Genomic DNA, 22,910 nt, shown 5'->3' with positions numbered 1-22,910 from the left:
CGGCGCGAACCCGCCGCAGAAGCGCATGGGGAGGAAAGAATGACCGCATTGAACCGCCGCGCCTTGCTCGGAGGCGCTGCTGCCATGGCCGGCGCCTTGTCGCTCGGGGGCATGCCTGCCCGGGCCGGGGCGCCCTTCCGCAACAGCCTGCCGCCAGCTTGGCACCGCTTCCGCCTGGGCGAGTACGAGGCGACCATTGTGTCGGACGGCCGCCTGCCGCTGGGCCAGCCGGAGCCGGCCTTTCCCGCTTCCCCGCCCGCCGAGCTTCGCAGCCTGCTGGAAGCCGCCTTTCTTCCGCCAGATGCGGCGACCCTGGAACAGAACGCCCTGATCCTGAACACGGGGCGCCAGCTGATCCTGTTCGACACCGGCATGGGAGAAAGCATGGGGGCGGACAGCAAGATGTTCGGCCCCACCACCGGGCAGTTGCTGAACAACATGCGCGCCGCCGGCATCGAGCCCGAGCAGATCGACTTGGTGGTGCTGACCCACGCCCATAACGACCATTGCTGGGGCCTGACGGATGCCAAGGGGCAGCGCGTGTTTCCCAACGCCCAGGTGGCGGTGTCGGAGGCGGACCTGAAATACTGGACCGACGACAACAACAAGCGCGGCCCGGACTTCATGAAGGTCTTCGTCGAAGGGGCCAAGAAGAACCTGTCCGCCTATCGCGATCGCCTGGTGATGGTCCGCAACGAGCAGGAGGTGGCGCCCGGCGTGGTGGCGCTGGCGACGCCGGGCCACACGGTCGGGCATCATTGCTATGCCATCACCTCCGGCAACCAGGTGATGGTGAACACGGGCGACCTGGCGCACCACCACATCCTGCTGCTCCGCAAGCCGATGTGGGAATTCGCCTATGACACTGATCCCAAACTGTCCGCGCAGTCCCGCAGCCGCATGCTGGACCGGCTCGCCACGGACCGGCTGCCGTTGCTGTCCTACCACTTCCCCTGGCCGGGCCTGGGCCATGTCGCCCGTGCCGGCGACGGCTATGACTGGGTGCCGGCGCCGATGAATCTGTCCTCGCTGGGCTGACACCCCCGCGCGCCGCGGTTGACCGGGCGGCGCTGGCGCCGGATAGGAGGCGGGGCGGCCGCAACAGGCGGCCCCGCCCACCTTGTCCCGGCCAGGATACCCTTCGATGCTGCGGCGCTTTTTCAGCTATTACCGGCCCCATCGCGGGCTGTTCATGCTCGATTTCTCCTGCGCCGTGCTGTCGGGGCTGCTGGAGCTGGGCTTTCCCGTCGCCGTCAAGCTGTTCGTGGACGAGTTGCTGCCGCAACAGGACTGGATGCTGATCCTGCTGGCGGCCGCCGGGCTGCTCGCCATCTACCTGATGAACACGGGGCTGATGGCGGTGGTGACCTATTGGGGCCACGCCCTGGGCATCAACATCGAGACCGAGATGCGCCGCAAGGCGTTCGACCATCTCCAGAAGCTTTCCTTCCGCTTCTACGACAACCAGAAGACCGGCCATCTCGTCGCCCGCGTCACCAAGGACCTGGAGGAGGTGGGCGAGGTCGCGCATCACGGCCCCGAGGATCTGTTCATCGCGGTGATGACCTTCCTGGGCGCCTTCGCGCTGATGTTCACGGTCAATGTGCCGCTGGCGCTGATGACCGCCGTGATCGTTCCCATTATCGCCGTGGGATCGACGCATTACGGCAGCCGCATGACCGCGACCTGGCGCAACCTGTTCGGCCGCGTCGGCGCCTTCAACGCCCGCATCGAGGAAGCGGTGGGCGGCATCCGCGTGGTGCAGGCCTTCGGCAACGAGGACCACGAGCGCACCCTGTTCGCGCGCGACAATGCCCGCTACCGCTCCACCAAGCTGGAAGCGTACCGCATCATGGCGGCCAGCATGTCGCTGAACTATCTCGGCATGCGGCTGACCCAGATGGTGGTGATGCTGGCCGGAAGCTGGTTCGTGCTGAACGGCCAGCTTTCCAACGGCGAGTTCGTCGGCTTCCTGCTGCTGGTCGGCGTGTTCTTCCGTCCCGTCGAGAAGATCAGCGCGGTCATCGAGACCTATCCCAAGGGCATCGCCGGCTTCCGCCGCTACACCGAGCTGCTGGACACCCGGCCCGATATCGCCGACGCGCCGGATGCCACGCCCGCACCGAAGCTGCGGGGCGAAATCCGCTACGAGAAGGTCCGCTTCGGCTATGGCGAGAACCGCCCGGTCCTGGACGGTATCGACCTCGCCATCCCGGCCGGCAAGACCATTGCCTTTGTTGGTCCCTCGGGCGCCGGCAAGACCACCCTCTGCTCCCTGCTGCCGCGCTTCTACGAGGTGCAGGGCGGCCGCATCACCATCGACGGCATCGACATCCGCAAGATGACGCTGGCCTCGCTGCGCGCGCAGATCGGCATCGTGCAGCAGGACGTGTTCCTGTTCGCCGGAACGCTGCGGGAAAACATCGCCTATGGCCGCCTCGGCGCGTCAGAGGCGGACATCCTGGATGCCGCCCGCCGTGCCCGGCTGGACGGCATGATCGCGCAGCTGCCGGAAGGGCTGGACACGCTGATCGGCGAACGGGGCGTGAAGCTGTCCGGCGGGCAGAAGCAGCGCCTGGCCATTGCCCGCATCTTCCTGAAGAACCCGCCCATCCTGATCCTGGACGAAGCCACCTCCGCCCTCGACACGGAAACGGAGCGCGCCATCCAGCAATCCCTGACGGAACTGGCGGAAGGCCGCACCACCCTGGTGATCGCCCATCGCCTGGGCACCGTGCGCAATGCCGACCGGATCGTCGTGGTGGACCGCGACGGCATCGAGGCGCAGGGCACGCATGAGGAGCTGTTGCGTCAGGACGGGCTGTATCGCCGCCTGAGCGGGGCGCAGGCCGAATTGCTGGCCTGATCGGCACGGCGGCGCATCGACAACCCGCCGGAAACAGGATTAGCCTGGGCGCCATGCGCGCTTTTGCCCATCCCGATCAGTCGCGGCACCAGCCGCAATTCTTCCTCCAGCGCGGCCAGGTCCGGCAGCATTTCGAGGTCGCGGCACGCGCCGAGGCCCTGCTCGGCGCCCTGCGGCAGCTGGGGGCCGAGGTCACGACCCCGGCCCTGGTGGCGCCGGACGCGCTGCTGACGGTCCATGCGCCAGACTATGTCGCGTTCCTGCGGGAAGCCGCGGAGGAATGGGCCACCATGCCGGATAGCGGGCCGGAGGTGGTGGCCAACATGCACCCCTCGCCCGAGATGCTGGCTCAAGGCGCGACGCTGTCCCGCCCGATCATTGGCCGCACCGGCTGGTTCACCGCCGACACGGCCTGCCCGATCGGGCCAGGCACGTGGGAATCGGTCCTGTCTGCGGCCAGCTGCGCCCTGGCCGCGGCGGAAGTGGCGAGCCAGGGGGGCAGCGCCTATGCCCTTGCCCGCCCACCGGGGCACCACGCCTATGCGGCCCGCGCCGGCGGCCATTGCTACGTCAACAACAGCGCCCTGGCGGCGGAAGCCCTGCGCGGGTCCGGCGCGGCGCGGGTCGCGGTGATCGACATCGACGCGCATCACGGCAACGGCACGCAGGGCATCTTCTGGGAACGGCCGGACGTGCTGACGGTATCGGTGCATGGCGATCCCTCCGCTTATTACCCCTGGTATGTCGGCCATGCCTCGGAGCATGGCGGCGGCGCTGGTGAAGGCTTCAACCGGAACCTGCCCCTGCCGCGCGGCACCGGGGATGAGGAATGGCTGGAAGCCGTCTCCATGGCGGCGAAGGAAGCACGCCAATTCGGCGCCGAGGCGCTGGTGGTGCCCCTCGGATTCGATGCTTCCGACCAGGAGCCGCTCAGCTTCCTGCGCGTCACTGCGGATGGCTTCGCACGCGCCGCGGAAATCCTGTCGGGGCTGGGACTGCCGACGGTGCTGGTTCAGGAAGGCGGCTACAACACCGAGGCCATTGGCGGGCTGCTGCAACGCTTCCTGACGAGCTGGAAGCCACGATAGAACCTATCAGTTGAAAATTACTCCGCCGAACATTACCAATTCGGCATGACCGTCACCCGCATCACCACCTTTGCCTTTTCCGGCATCGATACGCTGCCCGTCGAGGTGCAGGTGCAGATCGCCAGCGGCCTGCCGGCCTTCACGGTGGTGGGCCTGCCCGACAAGGCCGTGGCGGAAAGCCGGGAACGGGTGCGCGCCGCCCTGGCGGGCATGGGCCTCGCCCTGCCGCCGAAGCGGGTTTTGGTGAACCTGGCACCAGCGGACATCCAGAAGGAAGGATCGCATTTCGACCTGCCCATCGCCCTGGCCCTGCTGGCGGCGATGGGCCTGATCCCGGCGGATGAGCTGACCGGCTTCGCGGCGTTGGGAGAGCTGGCCCTGGATGGCGCCATCGGTCCCGTGGCCGGAATCCTGCCGGCGGCCCTTGGCGCGGCTTCTCGCGGCCTCGGCCTCATCTGTCCGGTTCAGCAGGGCGGCGAGGCTACTTGGGCCAGCGGGATCGAGATCCTCGCCGCCGCCGATCTGCAGCAATTGATGGCGCATCTGACCGGGCGTCAGTTGCTGGCACCACCCGCCGCGCCAGGACTGATCCGGGAGAAGGCGCCCGGCGCCTGCCTGTCCGAAGTCCGTGGCCAGGAAAGCGGCAAACGCGCCCTGGAGATCGCGGCCGCGGGCCGGCACAACCTGCTGCTGATAGGCCCGCCAGGGGCCGGGAAATCGATGCTCGCCAGCCGCCTGCCCGGCCTCTTGCCGGACCTGACGCCGAGGGAAGCGCTGGAAGTCAGCCTGGTGCGCAGCGTGGCAGGGCTGATCGAGGGCGGGCGCATCTCCGCGCGGCCGCCTTTCCGCAACCCGCATCATTCGGCCAGCCAGGCCGCGCTGGTGGGCGGAGGGCCGAAGGCCCGGCCAGGCGAGATCAGCCTGGCGCATCAGGGCGTCCTGTTCCTGGATGAATTGCCGGAATTTCCCCGCCCCGCGCTGGAAGCCTTGCGCCAGCCACTGGAAAGTGGCGAATGCGTCATCAGCCGGGCGGCGGCCCATGTCACCTATCCGGCGCGGGTCCAGCTGATCGCCGCGATGAATTCCTGCCGCTGCGGGCATCTCGGTCAATCGCTGCGGGAATGCGGCTCGGCGCCGCGATGCGGCGAAACCTATCAGGCACGGATCTCGGGTCCGCTCCTGGATCGGATGGATCTTGTTCTTGCCATGTCCCCGATTTCACCTGGGGAACTGGCACGGGCGCCGCGCGGCGAAAGCAGCGGGGCCATCGCGGAGCGCGTGGCCGGAGCGCGGATGCGGCAGGCAAGCCGCCAACAGGATGGCGGAGCCGTCAGCAATGCGGATGCCCCGCTGGAGGGCCTGACCCAAGGCTGCGAGGCGGACGCGCTGAACCTGGCGGAACGGGCGGCCCAGCAGCTGGGCCTCACCAATCGCGGCTTTACGCGCTGCTTCCGCGTGGCACGAACCATTGCCGATCTGGCTGGTGACGAGCGCATCCGGCGCCCCCACATGGCTGAGGCGCTGAGCTACCGCCAGCGCCTTTCCCAGGCCGCGATCGCCCTTCCCGCCTAGCGGCGCATCCCCATCGTGAAAACCCGCGTGCCGGCACCGGCACGCCGCGCGCGCCACCACAGGCTTCCGAAGGCGATCAAGCCCGCGAGCAGCGCCACCGGAACAGCGATGGCGAAGAAGGCAACGGCCAGGGCAGCCACCACTACACCCACGGCCAGGATGGTGACCAGGGCAGCGGCACCACCCAGGCGGACCAGCAAACGGTCCAGCCAGGTCGTGGGGCGCGGCGTTGGCCCTCGGAACTCGCCCTCCGGGGTCATGTCGAGAACGGGGCGGTCATCAGATCGCGGGTTCATGGACGGTATGTCGCCGCACGCCATGTCAACTTCAAGAGGGAATCACCGCGGCGCCCGCCGCTGCCATGCATGGTAGAACAGTGAGATGCCGCGCCTCCTGCCCCTGCTGATCCTGCCGCTGCTGCTGGCCTCCGGAGCGCCCATGGCCGAGCCCTATCGGAGGCCCAGCGCCGCGGAGCTGGAATCGATCCGCCGCTGGCTTTGCCCGAATGGCGGCACGCCGGTGCGCGGCAAGCCAGGACGCTGCGATGGCGCATCGTCCCGCCAGAAGCCATGGGACACGGGGCTGGCGCCACCGCGGCGCGATGCGCCCGCCGCCTGCCCCACCGGCACGAAGCCCGTGCTGGCGCGCGGCCACAGCGACATCATGCGCTGCCTGCCCAGCTAGCGATCCTGCTTCGAAATGGGCGGACCTTGGCAGGGGCGCATTGCAAGGCTGGGAGGAACGGGGGCGCCTGAACGCAAACGACGCAGGCGATGGACTCGCCCGCGTCGTCAAAAACCAGCCGTTCCAACGACCGGTGCGGCATTGCCGCGCCGGCCTGGATGAACGGAAAGCCTCAGGCGCTCTGCTTCATGATCTCGTCGGCCACGTTGCGCGGCACCGGATCGTAGTGGTGGAACTGCATCGAGAAGGACGCACGGCCCTTGGTCATGCCACGCAGGTTGGAGATGTAGCCGAACATCTCCTTCAGCGGGACATGCGCACGAACGATGACCGAGGTGCCGGCCATGTCCTGCGACTGGATCACGCCACGGCGGCGGTTCAGGTCGCCCACCACGTCACCGACATGGTCCTGCGGGGTGGTCACCTCGACATCCATGATCGGCTCAAGGATCACCGGGCCAGCCAGCTTCATGCCCTCACGGAAGCAGGCCTTGGCGGCGATCTCGAAGGCCAGGGCCGATGAGTCGACGTCGTGGTACTTGCCGTCCGTCAGGGTGTACTTGAAGTCCACCGTCGGGAAGCCGGCCAGCACGCCGGTGTCGGCCTGGACCTTGATGCCCTTCTCAACCGCCGGGATGTATTCCTTCGGCACCGTGCCGCCGACCACGGCGTTGACGAACTCGATGCCCTCGTTCCGCTCCTTAGGCTCGAAGGTGATCTTCACCTCAGCGAACTGACCGGAACCACCCGACTGCTTCTTGTGCGTGTAGGTGTGGGTGTAGGGCTTCGTGATCGTCTCGCGATAAGCCACCTGCGGGGCGCCGATATTGGCGTCCACGCCATACTCGCGGCGCAGGCGGTCGATGATGATCTCGAGATGCAGCTCGCCCATGCCGGACAGAATGGTCTGGCCGGTTTCCTGGTCGGTCTTCAGGCGCAGCGAGGGGTCCTCGCCGGCCAGCTTCTGCAGGCCGAGCGTCATCTTCTCGACGCCGTCCTTGGTCTTCGGCTCGACGGAGATGTCGATGACCGGGATCGGGAAGGCCATGCGCTCGAGCACGACGGGGTCCGCCGGGTCGGCCAGGGTGTCACCCGTCAGAGTGTCCTTCAGGCCCACGATGGCGACGATGTCGCCGGCGAACACTTCCTTCACTTCCTCACGCTTGTCGGCGTGCATCTGGAACATGCGGCCGATGCGTTCCTTGTTGCCCTTAGCCGTGTTCAGGACCGTGTCGCCCTGGCGCACGACGCCGGCATAAACGCGGATGAAGGTCAGGTTGCCGTACTTGTCGTTGATCATCTTGAAGGCAAGCGCGGAGAAGGGCGCGGTCTCGCTCACTTCGATAATGCGGCGCGGGGTCGTCTCATCCTGGCCTTCCTCGGGGGCGACCATGATGCCCTCGACTTCCACCGGGCTCGGCAGGTAGTCGCAGACGGCGTCCAGCAGCGGCTGCACGCCCTTGTTCTTGAAGGAGGAGCCGCAGACCACCGGGCGGAAGGTGCCGGCGATCGTGCCCTTCTTGATGCACTTCTTCAGGGTCTCGACCGAGACGTCGCCCTTGTCGAAATACTCTTCCATCGCCGCGTCATCCATCGACAGGGCGGTGTCGAGCAGGGTCTGGCGGAACTCGGCGGCCTTGTCCTTCAGGTCGTCGGGGATCGGGGCCTCGTGGTACTTGGCGCCGAGCTCGTCGCCTTCCCAGATCAGGGCCTTCATCTCGACCAGGTCGACGATGCCCTTCAGGTTGTCCTCAATGCCGATCGGCAGCTGCAGCGCGACCCAGTTGATGCCGAGCTTCTCGGTCAGGGTCGCGGCGGCGCGATAGAAGTCGGCGCCCGTGCGGTCCAGCTTGTTGATGTAGATGATACGCGGCACATGGTAGCGGTCGGCCAGGCGCCAGTTGGTTTCGGACTGCGGCTGCACGCCGGCCACGCCCTCGATCACGAACACCGCGCCATCGAGCACGCGCAGGGAGCGGTTCACCTCGATGTTGAAGTCGATGTGGCCCGGGGTGTCGATGACGTTGATCCGGTGGCCCTTCCACTCGGCCGTCACGGCAGCGGAGGTGATCGTGATGCCACGCTCACGCTCCTGGTCCATGTAGTCGGTGGTGGTGTTGCCCTCGTGGACCTCACCGATCTTGTGGGACTTACCGGTGTAATACAGGATCCGCTCGGTCGTCGTCGTCTTGCCGGCGTCGATATGCGCCGTAATGCCGATATTGCGGATCTTCTCGAGCGGGGTGCGCGCCACGGGGGGCCTCCAATACGCATCGCGGCGGCAGCCGCGCGGAAATGAAACGCGGCAAGAACCGCGCCAAGAACAAAAACGCGGCCAGGGCCGCGCGGGAAAATGAAACAACCCTGGCGCGGCTTCCCGCCCCGCGCGCCCGCCTGATCGGTTTCACCAACCGGGCCGGTGCCTCAAGAAACCAGGACCCCTCCGGATCAGGCGCATCGCCTTTTCCGATGGAGCCGATCTGCAAGGCCCTCTGGAACGAACGAACCTGGCCTCGCACGCGGCGATTCTCAAGGGCCATCCATCGCGGCGGCAGATGCACCGGATCGAACCGAATTGCAAGGGCAATCGGTCCCCGCGCACCAGGCGCCAGGCTCAGTCGTCGCGGTGGACACGCTCCATCCGTTCGTGACGTTCCTGGGCCTCGATCGACAGCGTCGCGATGGGGCGGGCCTCAAGCCGGCGCAGGCCGATCGGCTCGCCGGTTTCCTCGCAATAGCCATAGGTGCCGTTGTCGATGCGCTCCAGCGCCTGGTCGATCTTGGCGATCAGCTTGCGGGCGCGGTCGCGGGTCCGCAGCTCCAGCGCACGGTCGGTTTCAACGCTGGCCCTGTCCGTCAGATCGGCCTCGGCGATGCCGCCTTCGCTCAAGCTGGCCAGGGTGTCTCCGGCTTCACGCAGCAGGTCCTGACGCCAACGCAGCAGCTTTTGCCGGAAATAGGCCTGCTGCAGGGGGCTCATGAACTCCTCGGTTTCCGAGGGCCGGTAGTCCGGCGGCACAGTGATCAGCATTTCTTCGATCCCCCAGCCTGCGGAGTTGGGCCGCAAGAAGACCCCCCCACGAAGCGGGCGGACCATACAGGCGGCGCCACCCCCACGCCAAGGTCAGGTATGTCGCTTCCGGCATGAAATTTTGGAGCGCGCCCGGAACGGTGCCAGTTTCTGCGGCAGTTCGGCTTCCGCACCGCCCCCGATGCAGGCGGGAGCCCTTTTGCCCGCAGGCCTACCGGGTCAGCAGCAATGCCAGCATCGCCACTGGCACCAGAAGGAGAATGGCGGCCTTGAGGAGGCTAAGCCAGTCGGAACGGTCCGCCGACCCTTCCTCGGGGTGATAGGCGGGGCGCGAACGGCGCCAGGATTCGCGCCCAGCCGCTGGCGTCAGGAGAGCCTGTGGAACATCCTGGGACATGGGGGCATCCTCGTCTCGGCATCAAAATGGCCAAGCGCCATTTCAGCCCGGAACGCCGCCTGAGGAAAATAGTTTCAGATTCAGGAACAGCCGCGCCAGTTCTTCAAAAACGGGCGAGCGCCGCACCCCATGTTAACCCGCCGCCAATCGCTTCCATCAACACCAGGTCGCCCCGATTGATGCGCCCATCCCGCGCCGCTTCGGCCAAGGCCAGAGGGATCGAGGCCGCCGAGGTATTGGCGTGCCGGTCCACCGCCACCACGACCCGCTCCGCCGGCAGGCCCAGCTTGCGGCCCATGGCGTCGATGATGCGCAGATTGGCCTGATGCGGCACCAGCCAGGCCACGTCGCTGGTGGACAGGTTGTTGGCGGCCAGAGCTTCGTCCACCACGGCAGCCAGCTTGGACACGGCATGGCGGAACACGTCGCGGCCGGCCATGCGCAACAGGCCCGGAGTGCCCTCCACCTGGAGGATGTCGCCATGCCGTCCATCGGCATGCAGATGACAGGACAGCACGCCGCGGTCACCGGCTTCGGCCGCCTCGGCAGCGCGCAGCAGCACGGCGCCCGCGCCATCGCCGAACAACACGCAGGTCCCGCGATCGGTCCAGTCCATGAGGCGGGAGAACACCTCGGCTCCCACCACCAGGACGCAGCGGGCCTGCCCGGCCCGGATCATCGCATCCGCCACCGACAGGGCGTAAACAAAGCCCGTGCAGGCCGCCGCCACGTCGAAGGCAAAGCCCTGGGTGATGCCCAGCTTGGCCTGCAACCGCGCCGCGGTGGATGGAAACACCGCATCGGGCGTGGCGGTGGCGACGATGATGCCATCCACAGCACCGGCATCGATCCCGGCCTGCTCCAGCGCTTCCCGCGCGGCGAAGGCGCCAAGATCGCTCGCCATCTGCCCCGGCGCCGCCAGATGCCGCTGTCGGATTCCGGTGCGCTCCTGGATCCAGGCATCCGAGGTGTCGAGGCCATAGCGCTCGGCCAGCGCATCATTGTCCAGCACGGTGTCGGGAAGGTAGCCGCCGGTTCCGGCGATCAGCGAGCGCAGGGTCATGGCAAGGGGTTCCGGTGCGCGCGTCAGCCGAGATCGGCGCCGGAGATCGCCGGCCCGGCTTCGCCGGCGCTGGCCTCCAGCGCCTGCCCCTTGGGCGGCAGGGTGGCAAGCTTCTCGCGGATACGCTGGTTGAAGCGGTGTTTCACCATGTCCATGGCCACATCCACGGCATGGGCGAAGCCGACGCCATCGGTGCCGCCATGGCTTTTCACCACCACGCCGTTCAGGCCGATCAGCACGGCGCCATTGTAGCGGCGCGGGTCCATGAAGTCGCGCAGCCGCTCCAGCGCCGGCTTGGCCAGCAGATAGCCCAGCTTGGCCAGAAGGGAGGAGGTGAACACCTGCTTCAGCAGCCCCCCCATCAGCTTGAAGGCGCCTTCGCCGGTCTTCAGAGCGATGTTGCCGGTGAAGCCATCCGTCACCACCACATCCACCGTGCCGGCCGTGATGTCATGCCCCTCCACGAAGCCGTGGAAATTGGCGGCCAGCACCGAATCCCGCAGCATCTCGGCGGCCTGGCGGACGCGGTCGTCGCCCTTCAGCTCCTCGCTGCCGACATTCAGCAGCCCGATGGAGGGCTCGGGCAGGCCGAGCACGACGCGGGCGAAAGCATCGCCCATCACCGCGAACTCGACGAGGTTGCGCGGGTCGCACGTCACATTGGCGCCCAGGTCCAGCAGCACGACGTCGCCGCGCGCCGACGGACCGATGGCGGCGAGCGCCGGCCGGTCGATCTCCGGCAGCGTCTTCACCACGATCTTGCCCAGCGCCATGAGCGCCCCGGTGTTGCCGGCGGACACCACGCCGGCCGCCTCCCCCGCCGCCACCGCGTCGATGGCGATTCGCATGGAGGATTGCCGCATCCGCAGCGCGGCGGTGGGCTTCATGTCCCCCGGAACGGCATCCGGCGCATGGCGCAGGGAACAGATGCGCGCCGCTCCCGGCCGGCGCGACAACAGCGCGCCAAGCCGGACCTCGTCACCGACCAGGAGGATGCGGGCCTTGGGATGGCGTTCCGCGACCTTTTCCAGGCCATCGAGCACCGCTTCGGGAGCGTTGTCGCCCCCCATGGCGTCGATGGCGAGGTCAAAGCTCGACGCTGGCGGCACCGAAGCGATACCGTCCTCTGGCGTGCTCGCCTGCGACAAGATGGCGTGTTCCCCGGCCAGTTGGGACTGCGTCAGACGCGGACGGCTGCCTTCAGGGGCTTGCCAGCGGACACAACCTCACGGCCGTCGTAATGGCCGCAGGACGCGCAGACATGGTGCGGGCGCTTCAGCTCGCCGCAGTTCGGGCACTCATGGTGCGCCTGCGTGGACAGAGCCTCGTGGCTGCGACGCATGCCGCGGCGGGAGGGCGAAACCTTTTTCTTCGGAACGGCCATGGCGCCGGGCCTCTCTTTTCAACGATGCGCTGTTCAGTGCAGCGGTCAAACAGGAAGGCGCGGCCATTACCACCCTGCCCCCCTCGGTGCAAGCAGAACGCCGTCCGCGCGCGCCTCAGTCCAGGTGCACGGCGTAGCGATGGCGCTCCGTGTCGATCATGGACAGCCGAACCTCCACCGGCCGGTCGGCGACGTCATAGGCGATTCGCTGCACCATCAGCAGGGGCGTGCCGGCCGGCTTGCCAAGGGCCTCGGCAGTTTCGGCATCGGCGGCGGAAGCGGACAGCTCCTCCTCGGCACGGCGGATCGTCACCTGATGCACCTGCTGCAGGTGAACATAGAGTTCCTGCGCCAGCTCCCCCGGCGGCAGCCTGAAGCCGGGCACCAGGGCAGCGGACAGGGTGCAGCGCTCGAAGATCCGCGGGGAGCCGTCCAGCAGGCGGATTCGCCGGAGGTGATGCACCGGCGCGCCTTCTCCGATTCCCAGAGCCGCCGCTTCCCACGGCTCCGCCTGGCCATGGCCGCAGGACACCACCAGGATGCGGGACACCACGGAGCGGCCGGTCAGGTCGCGCAGGCGGAAGAAATGGTACCGTGCCGTTTCGCTGTTGTGCTGCGCCACCGTGGTGCCGCGCCCCTGGCGGCGCTCGATGACATGACGCTGCTCCAGCGCGGTCATGGCCTTGCGGACGGTGCCTTGCGACACGCCAAGCTCGGCTGCCAGCTCGGGCTCGGACGGCAGGGCATGGCCGGGCGGCCATTCTCCCCCCGCGATGCGCCCGAGCAGGATTTCTTCCACCTGACGGTACAGGGGACGGGCGTCCAGCCGGGCGGCGGCGGGCGGGGCGGCAATGGGCATGGTGGGACGCGAAGCTCCGGCGGCAGGCTTTGTTAGCACCTGCATCATAAACTGTGTTCACCTATTCGCGCAGCGCAATCAAGGCCCGCAACTGCAGACTTGTGTCTTATACAAGACCTGCTAGAAAGAGGTCCTCGGGATTGCAACGCAGGCCGAGTTTGGGGAGGAAGAGTTCCGCCAAGGAACTTCCAGAGAGTAGCGTTTGACGGCGCCCGGCACTGCCCAGGGCGCCGTCCGCCTTTTGGCCCCCTGGATCAGGCCGCCTGGGGCTTCAGCCGCGCGGCGAAGCTTTTGCGGAACTTGCCCACCTTCGGCGCCACCACCACGCGGCAATAGCCGGCCCAGGGATTGCGGTTGAAATAATCCTGGTGCTCCGGCTCGGCGGGCCAGAAGGTTCCGGCGGGCTCCAGCTGCGTCACCAGCGTGCCCGGCCAGATGCCGGCCTTCTCGATCTCCCGCATCACTCCCCGCGCCGTTTCAGCCTGCGCCTCCGAGGTGAACTGGATGATGCTGCGATATTGCGGGCCCACATCGGCGCCCTGGCGGTCTGGCGTGGTCGGGTCATGCAGGGTGAAGAACATCCGCAGCAGGTCGGCATAGGACAGCACGGACGGGTCGAAGGCGACGCGCACCACCTCGGCATGGCCAGTTCCCTTGCCGCAGACCTGCTCATAGGTCGGATTCGCGACATGGCCGCCGGCATAGCCGGACACCACCTCGGTGACGCCCTGGACCTCGCGCAGCGCGGCATCGATGCACCAGAAGCAGCCGCCGCCCAGGATGGCGATCTCCGTTTTGGGGGTATCTGACATGAAATTCCTCCTTGTTCGCCCCGATAAATAGGGTCGCGCATGCCGGCCCGCATCCCCATGGCTTGCCGAGGCCACGCGTGAACGGCACCGTGGCGCTCATGGACACACGCTTCCCCTTCGAACCCCAGGATCCGGCCGAGGCCGGCTTCAATCCCCACCTCCTGCAGGAGGCCGTCACCTTCGCCGAGGCGCAGGACAGCCCCTTCCCGCGCGACCTGCTGCGGCACCTCGAATCGGGCCATTTCGAGGCGCCGCCGGACAATGAGGTGCTTGGCAACACGGCGCCGCGCGGCGCGCCGAACGGGCTGATCCTGCGGCGCGGCCGGCTTGTCACCCGCTGGGGCGACACGCGGCAGGTGGACATGACCTTCAGCGTGGCCAAGAGCTACCTCGCGCTGCTGGCCGGGCTGGCGCTGGGCGACGGGCTGATCGGCAGCCTGGATGACCGGATATCCGACACGGTATCCGACCCCGCCTTCGCCGGATCCCGCAACGGCCAGATCACCTGGCGCATGCTGCTGGAGCAGACCAGCGAATGGGAAGGCACGCTGTTCGGCAAGGCCGACCGGATCGACCGCGGCCGCGACCTGAAGCGCGAGGGCGGAAGCACCAAGCGCATGGACCGGCCGCTCCAGGCGCCGGGCACCTACTGGGAATACAATGACATCCGGGTGAACGCGCTGTCGCTGGCGCTGCTGCACCGCTTCCGCCGCCCCCTGCCCGAGGTGTTCGCCGAGCGGATCGCCGGCCCGGTCGGCGGCAGCGCCGATGGCCGCTGGGAAGGCTACCGCACCAGCTTCGTGGAGATCGACGGGCGGCAGATCCAGTCCGTGTCCGGCGGCGGCCACTGGGGCGGCGGCGTGTTCACCCATGCCGAGGACCAGGCACGGATCGGCCAGCTGATGCTGCAGGACGGCACCTGGAATGGCCAGCGCGTGCTGCCGGAAGGCTGGGTCACCGCCTGCACCACACCCTGCCGGCTGAACGCGGATTACGGCCTGCTGTGGTGGCTGAACGGCCAGGGGCGCTATCCCGCCGCCAGCCGGGAAAGCTTCTTCGCGCAGGGCGCGGGCGGCAACGTGATCTGGATCGATCCGCGCAACGAGCTGGTGGGGGTGTTCCGCTGGCTGAATCCGGCGGCGCTGCCGGCGACGCTGGAGAAGGTCACGGCGGCGCTGGCAGCCGGTTGACGCCGGGCGCCGGGGGGCGGACGCTGCGCCGCCCTCCAACGCCGCGGACGATTCATGACAGACAGCCTTCCCGCCACAACCGTCCATGCCGCGACGCTGACGCTCGACACGCATGTGGACATTCCCTGGCCCGACACGCCAGACCCGCGCGATGCCACGGAACGTTGCGTTGACTTCCCCAAGATGCGCGCGGGCGGCCTCCGGGCGGTGGTGTTCGCCGCCTACCTTCCGCAAGGCCCCCGCACGCCGGAGCAGCACGCCCAGGCCACCCTGCGCGCCGAGGCTATGCTGCGCGTCATCCGCTCCACCGGCGCCGGGGCGGATTGCCGCATCGTCACCCGCGCCGCGGAGCTGGAGGCGCTGGCGGGCAACCGCAACCTCGGCGTGCTGCTCGCGGTGGAGAACGGCTATGGCATGGGTGAGGACCTGTCGCGGCTGGCGCTCTGGCGGGGCCTCGGCGCCTGCTATGTCACCATCACCCATAACGGCCACAACGCCCTGGCCGATGCCGCCATTCCCCGGCCGGACCTGGGGGACGGCCCTTCCCTGCATGGCGGGCTGTCCGAGCTCGGCCGCGCCGCCATCGCCGAGATGAACGCCCTGGGCCTGATGGTGGATGTTTCCCATTCCGCCAAGAGCACCATGATGCAGGCGGTGGAGCTGTCCCGCGCGCCGGTTGTCGCCACCCATGCCTGCTGCCGCACCCTGCGCGACCATCCGCGCAACCTGGATGACGAGCAGATGGACGCGCTGCGCGCCTCGGGCGGGCTGATGCAGATCACCGCGGTGGGCGGCTTCCTCCGCGGCCCCGGCGCCGATGGCAAGGTTCACGCCACCGTGGCCGACATGGCCGATCACGTTGACTACGCCGTGGACCGCATGGGCATTGCCCATGTTGGCCTGTCCTCCGATTTCGATGGCGGGGGCGGCGTGACGGGCTGGATGCATGCGGGCGAGAGCGCCGGCCTCACCGCCGAGCTGCTGCGGCGGGGCTACGACGCGCAGGCGATCGCCCTGCTGTGGTCAGGGAACTTCCTGCGCGTCATGCGGGCTGCCGAGGCGGTGGCCGCCGGCGGCTGAACACGCCACCGCCGGCCGGGGTCATGCCGCCAGCCTTCGCATCGCCGCGCGGAAACGCCGGGCGATGGCCTCGGCCGCGACGTGCCGCCCGTCCCGCACCACCACCCGACCGCCGGCCACCACCTGCCGCACCGGATTGTTCTGGCCGCTGAACACCCAGGCATCCAGCAACTCATCGCAACGCCGGCCGCACAGCGAGGGATGCTCCGGGTCCAGCACCACAAGGTCGCAGCGCTGGCCGGGCGCGATGCCGGCGACGGGCCGGCCGCTGGCCTGCGCGCCGCCCGCGACCGCCGCTTCCAGCAGGTTGCGGCCGGGATGCGGGCGGGCCTCCTCCGTCGCCACCGAGCGGCGCTGCAGCATCAGGCGCTGGCTGGTTTCCAGCTGGCGCATCTCGTCGCGTGGCGAGGTGCCGACATGGCTGTCCGTGCCGAAGCCGATCCGCCCGCCCGCCGCCAGGAAGGGCGGCAGGCTGAAGATGCCATCGCCCAGCGACGCCTCGGTGCTGGGGCACAGGCCAGCCACGGCGCCTGAGCGGGCAAGGCCAGCGGCTTCCGCCTCCGTCATGTGGGTGCAGTGGATCAGGCACCAGCGCCGGTCCAACGGCAGGTTCGCCAGCAGCCACTGCACCGGCCGCGCGCCGGTAGCGGCCAGGCATTCCGCCACCTCGCGCTGCTGCTCGGCGGCATGGATGTGGATCGGGCCATCGAAGCGCGACAGCTCCGCCAGCATGGCGGGCGTCACGGCGCGCAGGGAATGGGGCGCGAGGCCGAGCCCGGCCTGCGGGTCATCCACGGTGGCGGCACGGATTCCCTCGACAATGCGGAAATAGCCTTCGGGATCGTTGAGGAAGCGGCGCTGACCCGGCGCCGGATCGCGCCCGAAGATGCCGCCATGGCGATACAGGCTGGGCAACAGGGTGATGCCGATGCCCGCCTGCCGCGCCGCCGCCAGGTGCCGCAACGCCATCTCCGCGGGCTCGGCATACCGGGCGCCATCCGGCTGGTGGTGCAGGTAGTGGAACTCGGCGATGCTGGTGAAGCCCCATTCCAGGCATTCGGCGTAAAGCTGGGCCGCCACCACCTCGGCATCCTCGGGCGTGAACCGCTCGACGAAGCGGTACATGGTGGTCCGCCAGGTCCAGAAGGAATCCTGGCCTCCCTCGGCAGTGCGCGCATCGAGGGGCGACCGGCGCTCGGCATGGCCGGCCATGGCGCGCTGGAAGGCATGGGAGTGCAGGTTGGGGATGCCGGGAAGCACCACGCCCGGCAGGATCTCCGCCTCCTCGGGCCTGACATCCGGCGTGACGGCGCTGATGCTGCCGGTGCGATCCGCCTTGATCGCCACATCCCGCGCCCAGCCCGTCGGCAGCAGAGCATCGCGGGCGAAGAAACGTGGCATGGCAGATGGCTCCCTGGAACGGGAAGATCGTCTTCCTGGTTGACGAGGCTTGTCAAGACAACCCATGCTGCTGTCATGTCGTCTCCTGGAATCCTGGCGCCGCATCCGGCGCCCTCCCCCGCCACGCCGCGCTATCAGCAGATCAAGGCCATGATCCTGCGCCGCGTTGCCAGCGGCGAATGGGGCGGAGCCGAGCGCCTGCCCTCCGAGAACGAGCTGGTGAAGCTGACCGGCGTGTCCCGCGTCACGGTGAACCGTGCCCTGCGCGAACTGGCCGATGCCGGGCTGCTGGTGCGGGTGCAGGGCGTGGGCACCTTTGTCGCCGACGCCAAGCCGCAATCCCCCCTGCTGGAGCTGCGCGACATCGCCGAGGAAATGGCCTCGCGGGGCAGTCGCCATTCCGCGCGCGTGCTGGACCAGGGCCGCTGCCGCGCCGATGCCGCCCTCGCCGCCGCCTTCGGACTGCCCGAGGATGCCGAGCTGTTCCGCTGCCGCCTGGTACACAGCGAGAACGGCGTGCCGGTGCAGTTCGAGGACCGCTACGCCAACCCGGTGATCGCGCCGCGCTTCCTGGAGCAGGATTTCACCCGCATCACGCCTTATCGCTACCTCACCGCCTGCGCGCCGCCGGAACGGCTGGAGCATGTGGTGGAAGCGGTGCGGCCCAATGCCTTCATCGCTCAGGCGCTGGACATCCCACCCGACGAGCCCTGCCTGCTGGTGCATCGCCGCACCTGGTCCTGGCAGGTGGTGGCGACGCGCGCCTTCCTCACCCATCCCGGTTCGCGCTACCGCCTCGGCGGCGCGCTCGACTGAACCATCGGAAGAGAACGTCCATGTCGCACAGCCGCTTCCGCAACGCCCCCGCGATCCGCGCCCCGCGCGGCAGCACCCTCACCGCCCGCCACTGGACCACCGAGGCGGCGATGCGGATGCTGATGAACAACCTCGACGACGAAGTGGCCGAGCGCCCCGGCGAGTTGGTCGTCTATGGCGGCATCGGCCGCGCCGCGCGGGACTGGCAAAGCTACGAGGCCATCCTGTCCGTGCTGAAGCGGCTGGAGGAGAACCAGACGCTGCTGGTGCAATCCGGCAAGCCCGTCGGCGTCTTCGAGACGCACAAGGACGCGCCGCGCGTGCTGATCGCCAACAGTAACCTGGTGCCGAAATGGGCGAACTGGGAGCATTTCAACGCGCTCGATCGCGCCGGGCTGATGATGTACGGCCAGATGACGGCCGGCTCCTGGATCTATATCGGCAGCCAGGGCATCGTGCAGGGCACCTATGAGACCTTCGCCGAGGCCGGGCGGCAGCATTTCGGCGGCGACCTGTCCGGGCGCTGGATCCTCACCGCCGGCCTTGGCGGCATGGGCGGCGCGCAGCCGCTGGCGGGGGTCTTCGCCGGCGCATCGGTGCTGGCGGTGGAGTGCCAGCCCTCGCGCATCGAGAAGCGGCTGCAGACCGGCTATCTGGATCACGGAGCCACCTCGGTCGATCAGGCGCTGGCGATGATCGGTGCCGCCTGCATCGAGAGGAAGCCGGTCAGCGTCGGCCTGCTCGGCAACGCGGCGGAGATCTTCCCCGAGCTGGTCAGGCGCGGCGTGGTGCCCGACATCGTGACCGACCAGACCAGCGCGCACGATCCCGCCAATGGCTACCTGCCCGCCGGATGGTCGCTGGCCGAATGGGAAGCGAAGCGCGAGAGCGACCCCCAGGCCGTGGCCGCCGCCGCGAGGCGCAGCATGGTGGCGCATGTGCAGGCCATGCTGGACTTCAAGAAGATGGGCAGCGCCGTGCTCGACTACGGCAACAACATCCGCCAGATGGCCAGGGATGAAGGCCTGGCCAATGCCTTCGACTTCCCGGGCTTCGTGCCCGCCTATATCCGCCCGCTGTTCTGCCGCGGCATCGGCCCCTTCCGCTGGGCTGCGCTGTCGGGCGACCCCGAGGATATCCTCAAGACCGACGACAAGGTGCGCGAGCTGATCCCTAACGATCCGCACCTGCACCGCTGGCTCGACATGGCGCGCGAGCGCATCCGGTTCCAGGGCCTGCCGGCGCGCATCTGCTGGGTCGGGCTGGGGCAGCGGCACCGCCTCGGCCTCGCCTTCAACGAGATGGTGGCGAAAGGCGAGCTTTCGGCGCCGGTCGTGATCGGGCGCGACCATCTGGATTCCGGCTCCGTCGCCTCCCCCAACCGCGAGACAGAAGCGATGCGCGACGGATCGGATGCAGTGAGCGACTGGCCTTTGCTGAACGCGCTGCTGAACACGGCGTCCGGCGCGACCTGGGTTTCCCTGCATCATGGCGGCGGCGTCGGCATGGGCTATTCGCAGCATGCCGGCATGGTGATCGTGGCCGACGGCACGGAGGATGCGGCGCGCCGCCTGAAGCGCGTGCTGTGGAATGATCCCGCCACCGGCGTGATGCGCCATGCCGATGCCGGCTACGACATCGCCATTGATTGCGCGCGGCAGCAGGGCCTCGACCTGCCGATGCTGGAGACCAGCCGATGATCATTGCCCCTGGCGGCGCCACGCTGCACGAATTGCGCCTTGTCATGGAAGGGGAACCCCTGGCCTTGCCGCAAGGCTGGGATGGGCCGGTGCAGGCATCCGTCGACGCGCTGGCCGCGCGCATCCAGGGCGGCGAGGCGCTGTATGGCGTCAACACCGGCTTCGGCAAGCTGGCCAGCCAGCGCATCAACCACGATGACCTGCGGAAGCTGCAACGCAACCTGCTGCGCTCGCACGCCGCCGGCATCGGGCCGTTTTTGCCGGCACCAGTGGTCCGGCTGATCCTGGCCCTGAAGGCCCTGTCCCTGGCGCGCGGCGCATCGGCGGTGCGCCCGGAAGTGGTCACGCAACTCCTGGCGTTGCTGAACCTCGGCGTGCTGCCCGCCATCCCGGCGCGCGGCTCCGTCGGCGCCTCCGGGGACCTGGCGCCTCTCGCGCATCTTTCGCTGGTGCTGATCGGCGAAGGCGAGGCCATGCTGGGCGATGACGTGCTGCCGGGCGCCGAGGCGCTGAAGCGCGCCGGCCTGCGGCCGCTGGAACTGGGCCCCAAGGAAGGGCTGGCGCTGCTGAACGGCACGCAGGTTTCCACGGCGCTGGCGCTGGCCGGGTTGTTCGCCGCGCAATCGCTGTGGCGCAGCGCGCTGGTGGCGGGCGCGCTCAGCACCGACGCCGCGCGCGGCTCCGACACGCCCTTCGACCCGCGCATCCACGCCCTGCGCGGCCAGCCGGGGCAGATCCGTGCCGCCGCCATCCTGCGGCGGTTGCTGGAAGGCAGCGCGATCCGCGACAGCCACCGCCAGGGCGATGCGCGCGTGCAGGACCCGTATTGCCTGCGCTGCCAGCCGCAGGTGATGGGCGCCTGCCTCGACATCCTCGACAACGCCGCCGAGGTGCTGCGGCGGGAGGCCAATGCCGTCACTGACAATCCGCTCGTCACCGCCGAGGGCGAGGTGCTGTCGGGCGGCAATTTCCACGCCGAGCCGGTGGCCTTCGCAGCCGACACCATCGCCCTGGCACTCGCCGAGATCGGCGCCCTGTCCGAGCGGCGCATCGCCCTGCTGACGGATCCCGCCCTCTCCGGCCTGCCGGCTTTCCTGGTGCGGGAGGGCGGGCTGAATTCGGGCTTCATGATCGCCCAGGTGACGGCCGCGGCGCTGGCGAGCGAGAACAAGGCCCTGGCCGCGCCGCGCTCGGTGGACAGCCTGCCCACCAGCGCCAACCAGGAGGATCATGTGTCCATGGCCACCGGCGCGGCCCTTCGCCTGCCCGACATGGCGGAGAACACCGCCGGCATCCTGGCGGTGGAGTTCCTGGCCGCCGCTCAGGGCATCGGCTTTCACGCGCCGCTTGCCACCTCCCCGGTTCTGCAAAGCGTGCTGGCACGCATCCGGGACGTGGCCGCCCCCTGGGACGAGGACCGGCTCATGGCCCCCGACATCGCCGCCGCCAAGCGCCTGGTGGAGCGGGGCGAACTGGCCGTGACTCCAGAGGGCTGAGCCGGTGTTCGACCGGGTCTGGGCGAATGCCAGCCTTGCCACCATGGACGGCCCCGCCGATGCGCCGCTGGGCCTGATCGAGGATGGCGCGGTGGCGGCAAGGGGCGGACGCATCGCCTGGGTCGGGCCGCGCCGCGCCCTGCCCGGCCCGGCCGGCGAAACCATCGATTGCGGCGGCGCCTGGATCCTGCCGGGCCTGATCGACTGCCACACCCATCTGGTGTTCGGCGGCAACCGCGCCGCGGAGTTCGAGCAGCGCCTGGAAGGCGCCACCTATGAGCAGATCGCCCGCGCCGGCGGCGGCATCTTCTCCACGGTGCGGGCCACCCGCGCCGCTTCCGAGGCGGAACTGCTGGAAAGCGCGGCGCCACGCCTGCTCGGGCTGATGGCGGAGGGCGTGACCACGGTGGAGATCAAGTCCGGCTACGGGCTCGATCTGGCCAGCGAGATGAAGATGCTGCGCGTGGTCCGGCGGCTGGGCGCCGGGCATCCGGTGGAGGTGGTCACGTCGCTGCTCGCGGCCCATGCCGTGCCGCCGGATTGTCCGGGCGGTGCCGATGCATACACGGATTTCGTCGTGCGGGAGGCCATTCCCATCGCGGCCGCCTCCGGCCTTGCCGACGCGGTGGATGCCTTTTGCGAGCGCATCGCCTTTTCGCCGGCGCAGACCGCGCGGGTGTTTGAGGCGGCGCGGCAGGCCGGCCTGCCGGTGAAGCTGCATGCCGACCAGCTTTGCGACCTTGATGGGGCGGCGCTGGCGGCGCGCTTCGGCGCGCTGTCGGCCGACCATCTGGAGCACGCCAATCCGGAGGGACTGCGCGCCATGGCGGCGGCCGGCAGCGTCGCGGTGCTGTTGCCCGGCGCCACCTATTTCCTGCGGGAAGCGAAGCAGCCTGATATCGCCGCCATGCGGGAGGCGGGACTTCGGCTGGCATTGTCCACCGACATGAACCCGGGTTCCTCCCCGGCGCGCTCCTTGCTGCTGATGCTGAATCTGGGCTGCACATTGTTTCGGCTGACGGTGGCGGAAGCATTGCTGGGCGTGACGCGCCATGCCGCCGCGGCGCTTGGACTGGGAGATCGCGGCGTGCTGCGCCCGGGGCTGCGCGCCGACCTCGCGCTGTTCCGGGTCGGGCGCCCGGCGGAGCTGTGCTACTGGATGGCCGGCAATCCTTGCATCGGGCGTGTTGTGGCGGGGCGATGACACCGGGAAGGCTCATCAACCTGGTGCCCCGCCGGCTGCAACTCACCGCCGGCGGGAGGAATTAGGCTTCCGAGCGGTGGAAAGCCGTTTCCTGTCGTGTCTTTCGTCCGGCCCATTCCTGAATGGAACTGGCGGATGGCGTGGCATGGTGCATTCAGGATGGCTTCAGGCGGAAGATTCATGCCGAAGGCCCTGGAAACGGGCGCTCCGTCAGGTTCCATGACACGCGGGCGGCGCGGAGCGGCCAAGCCTCTTTAACTACAATTC

21 protein-coding genes are annotated in these 22,910 nt (G+C 68.8%); 11 read left to right on the top strand and 10 right to left on the bottom strand.

Annotated features, from left to right (window positions below; all coding sequences use genetic code 11):
- The first annotated feature begins 39 nt into the window (after positions 1–39).
- The 4 genes from F0Q34_RS05385 to F0Q34_RS05370 all read left to right on the top strand — a co-directional run bounded on the left by F0Q34_RS05385 (position 40) and on the right by F0Q34_RS05370 (position 5,526).
- Positions 40–1,038, top strand: a complete 999-nt coding sequence (locus F0Q34_RS05385) for an MBL fold metallo-hydrolase (RefSeq protein ID WP_149811050.1) — start codon at positions 40–42, stop codon at positions 1,036–1,038.
- Between the two features lie 106 nt (positions 1,039–1,144).
- Positions 1,145–2,866 carry an ABC transporter ATP-binding protein gene (locus F0Q34_RS05380; protein ID WP_149811049.1) on the top strand — a complete coding sequence of 574 codons (1,722 nt, stop codon included), beginning with the start codon at positions 1,145–1,147 and terminating at the stop codon, positions 2,864–2,866.
- 53 nt (positions 2,867–2,919) lie between these two features.
- Positions 2,920–3,954, top strand: coding sequence for a histone deacetylase family protein (locus tag F0Q34_RS05375; protein ID WP_149811048.1), 1,035 nt, complete (start codon positions 2,920–2,922; stop codon positions 3,952–3,954).
- 45 nt (positions 3,955–3,999) lie between these two features.
- Positions 4,000–5,526 (top strand): YifB family Mg chelatase-like AAA ATPase, encoded by a 1,527-nt coding sequence (locus tag F0Q34_RS05370; RefSeq protein WP_149811047.1) that lies wholly within the window; start codon positions 4,000–4,002, stop codon positions 5,524–5,526.
- Here the strand turns inward: F0Q34_RS05370 and F0Q34_RS05365 are convergent.
- A complete protein-coding gene (locus F0Q34_RS05365) occupies positions 5,523–5,822 on the bottom strand; it encodes a hypothetical protein (RefSeq protein WP_149811046.1) in 300 nt (99 codons plus the stop codon). The genes F0Q34_RS05370 and F0Q34_RS05365 overlap by 4 nt on opposite strands.
- An 85-nt stretch (positions 5,823–5,907) precedes the next feature.
- Between F0Q34_RS05365 and F0Q34_RS05360 the strand changes: the two genes are divergently transcribed.
- Complete coding sequence (locus F0Q34_RS05360; protein ID WP_149811045.1) at positions 5,908–6,210, top strand: hypothetical protein; 303 nt, start codon at positions 5,908–5,910, stop codon at positions 6,208–6,210.
- A 172-nt stretch (positions 6,211–6,382) separates the two neighbouring features.
- On the opposite strand, the gene fusA is transcribed toward F0Q34_RS05360, so the two are convergent.
- The 8 genes from fusA to msrA form a co-directional block, all read right to left on the bottom strand.
- Entirely contained in the window at positions 6,383–8,464 is a 2,082-nt protein-coding gene (gene fusA, locus F0Q34_RS05355) for an elongation factor G (RefSeq protein ID WP_149811044.1), read from the bottom strand.
- A 360-nt stretch (positions 8,465–8,824) separates the two neighbouring features.
- The gene (dksA, locus tag F0Q34_RS05350; RefSeq protein WP_174241997.1) at positions 8,825–9,238 is read right to left on the bottom strand and encodes an RNA polymerase-binding protein DksA; all 414 of its coding nucleotides are present in this window, start codon (positions 9,236–9,238) and stop codon (positions 8,825–8,827) included.
- A gap of 214 nt (positions 9,239–9,452) precedes the next feature.
- Positions 9,453–9,638, bottom strand: a complete 186-nt coding sequence (locus F0Q34_RS05345) for a hypothetical protein (RefSeq protein WP_149811042.1) — start codon at positions 9,636–9,638, stop codon at positions 9,453–9,455.
- 103 nt (positions 9,639–9,741) lie between these two features.
- Entirely contained in the window at positions 9,742–10,701 is a 960-nt protein-coding gene (locus F0Q34_RS05340) for a beta-ketoacyl-ACP synthase III (RefSeq protein WP_149811041.1), read from the bottom strand.
- Between the two features lie 23 nt (positions 10,702–10,724).
- The gene (plsX, locus tag F0Q34_RS05335) at positions 10,725–11,849 is read right to left on the bottom strand and encodes a phosphate acyltransferase PlsX (RefSeq protein ID WP_277755248.1); all 1,125 of its coding nucleotides are present in this window, start codon (positions 11,847–11,849) and stop codon (positions 10,725–10,727) included.
- Positions 11,850–11,881: 32 nt separating this feature from the next.
- Complete coding sequence (gene rpmF, locus F0Q34_RS05330; RefSeq protein WP_149811040.1) at positions 11,882–12,085, bottom strand: 50S ribosomal protein L32; 204 nt, start codon at positions 12,083–12,085, stop codon at positions 11,882–11,884.
- A 115-nt stretch (positions 12,086–12,200) separates the two neighbouring features.
- On the bottom strand, positions 12,201–12,944 hold the full coding sequence (locus F0Q34_RS05325) for a GntR family transcriptional regulator (protein WP_149811039.1): 744 nt from the start codon (positions 12,942–12,944) through the stop codon (positions 12,201–12,203).
- Between the two features lie 254 nt (positions 12,945–13,198).
- Positions 13,199–13,756: a peptide-methionine (S)-S-oxide reductase MsrA gene (gene msrA, locus F0Q34_RS05320; protein WP_149811038.1), complete on the bottom strand. Its 558-nt coding sequence runs from the start codon at positions 13,754–13,756 to the stop codon at positions 13,199–13,201.
- 98 nt (positions 13,757–13,854) lie between these two features.
- Between msrA and F0Q34_RS05315 the strand changes: the two genes are divergently transcribed.
- A complete protein-coding gene (locus F0Q34_RS05315; RefSeq protein WP_149811037.1) occupies positions 13,855–14,946 on the top strand; it encodes a serine hydrolase domain-containing protein in 1,092 nt (363 codons plus the stop codon).
- 54 nt (positions 14,947–15,000) lie between these two features.
- Positions 15,001–16,026, top strand: a complete 1,026-nt coding sequence (locus F0Q34_RS05310; RefSeq protein ID WP_149811036.1) for a dipeptidase — start codon at positions 15,001–15,003, stop codon at positions 16,024–16,026.
- Between the two features lie 21 nt (positions 16,027–16,047).
- On the opposite strand, the gene F0Q34_RS05305 is transcribed toward F0Q34_RS05310, so the two are convergent.
- A complete protein-coding gene (locus F0Q34_RS05305; RefSeq protein WP_149811035.1) occupies positions 16,048–17,427 on the bottom strand; it encodes a formimidoylglutamate deiminase in 1,380 nt (459 codons plus the stop codon).
- 75 nt (positions 17,428–17,502) lie between these two features.
- On the opposite strand from F0Q34_RS05305, the gene hutC reads away from it, so the two are divergent.
- Genes hutC through hutI form a run of 4 tightly spaced genes read left to right on the top strand, consistent with a single transcriptional unit; the run spans position 17,503 to position 22,643 of the window.
- Positions 17,503–18,243, top strand: a complete 741-nt coding sequence (gene hutC, locus F0Q34_RS05300) for a histidine utilization repressor (RefSeq protein ID WP_149811034.1) — start codon at positions 17,503–17,505, stop codon at positions 18,241–18,243.
- Positions 18,244–18,263: 20 nt separating this feature from the next.
- Positions 18,264–19,943: a urocanate hydratase gene (hutU, locus tag F0Q34_RS05295; protein WP_149811033.1), complete on the top strand. Its 1,680-nt coding sequence runs from the start codon at positions 18,264–18,266 to the stop codon at positions 19,941–19,943.
- Entirely contained in the window at positions 19,940–21,439 is a 1,500-nt protein-coding gene (hutH, locus tag F0Q34_RS05290) for a histidine ammonia-lyase (RefSeq protein WP_149811032.1), read from the top strand. The genes hutU and hutH overlap by 4 nt, the downstream gene beginning before the upstream one ends.
- A 4-nt stretch (positions 21,440–21,443) precedes the next feature.
- The gene (gene hutI / locus F0Q34_RS05285; RefSeq protein ID WP_149811031.1) at positions 21,444–22,643 is read left to right on the top strand and encodes an imidazolonepropionase; all 1,200 of its coding nucleotides are present in this window, start codon (positions 21,444–21,446) and stop codon (positions 22,641–22,643) included.
- Positions 22,644–22,910: the final 267 nt, after the last annotated feature.

Origin of the sequence: Teichococcus oryzae (genome assembly GCF_008386565.1) — a bacterium.
Classification (GTDB): domain Bacteria; phylum Pseudomonadota; class Alphaproteobacteria; order Acetobacterales; family Acetobacteraceae; genus Pseudoroseomonas; species Pseudoroseomonas oryzae.
Note: the sequence above shows the minus strand (reverse complement) of the source record. Positions and strands in the feature narration are given on the sequence as shown.

Coding starts and splice junctions, on each gene's coding strand:
- F0Q34_RS05385 (WP_149811050.1), top strand. CDS start 40: ATGACCGCATTGAACCGCCGCGCCTTGCTCGGAGGCGCTGCTGCCATG.
- F0Q34_RS05380 (WP_149811049.1), top strand. CDS start 1,145: ATGCTGCGGCGCTTTTTCAGCTATTACCGGCCCCATCGCGGGCTGTTC.
- F0Q34_RS05375 (WP_149811048.1), top strand. CDS start 2,920: ATGCGCGCTTTTGCCCATCCCGATCAGTCGCGGCACCAGCCGCAATTC.
- F0Q34_RS05370 (WP_149811047.1), top strand. CDS start 4,000: ATGACCGTCACCCGCATCACCACCTTTGCCTTTTCCGGCATCGATACG.
- F0Q34_RS05365 (WP_149811046.1), bottom strand. CDS start 5,822: ATGAACCCGCGATCTGATGACCGCCCCGTTCTCGACATGACCCCGGAG.
- F0Q34_RS05360 (WP_149811045.1), top strand. CDS start 5,908: ATGCCGCGCCTCCTGCCCCTGCTGATCCTGCCGCTGCTGCTGGCCTCC.
- F0Q34_RS05345 (WP_149811042.1), bottom strand. CDS start 9,638: ATGTCCCAGGATGTTCCACAGGCTCTCCTGACGCCAGCGGCTGGGCGC.
- F0Q34_RS05340 (WP_149811041.1), bottom strand. CDS start 10,701: ATGACCCTGCGCTCGCTGATCGCCGGAACCGGCGGCTACCTTCCCGAC.
- rpmF (WP_149811040.1), bottom strand. CDS start 12,085: ATGGCCGTTCCGAAGAAAAAGGTTTCGCCCTCCCGCCGCGGCATGCGT.
- F0Q34_RS05325 (WP_149811039.1), bottom strand. CDS start 12,944: ATGCCCATTGCCGCCCCGCCCGCCGCCGCCCGGCTGGACGCCCGTCCC.
- msrA (WP_149811038.1), bottom strand. CDS start 13,756: ATGTCAGATACCCCCAAAACGGAGATCGCCATCCTGGGCGGCGGCTGC.
- F0Q34_RS05315 (WP_149811037.1), top strand. CDS start 13,855: ATGGACACACGCTTCCCCTTCGAACCCCAGGATCCGGCCGAGGCCGGC.
- F0Q34_RS05310 (WP_149811036.1), top strand. CDS start 15,001: ATGACAGACAGCCTTCCCGCCACAACCGTCCATGCCGCGACGCTGACG.
- F0Q34_RS05305 (WP_149811035.1), bottom strand. CDS start 17,427: ATGCCACGTTTCTTCGCCCGCGATGCTCTGCTGCCGACGGGCTGGGCG.
- hutC (WP_149811034.1), top strand. CDS start 17,503: ATGTCGTCTCCTGGAATCCTGGCGCCGCATCCGGCGCCCTCCCCCGCC.
- hutU (WP_149811033.1), top strand. CDS start 18,264: ATGTCGCACAGCCGCTTCCGCAACGCCCCCGCGATCCGCGCCCCGCGC.
- hutH (WP_149811032.1), top strand. CDS start 19,940: ATGATCATTGCCCCTGGCGGCGCCACGCTGCACGAATTGCGCCTTGTC.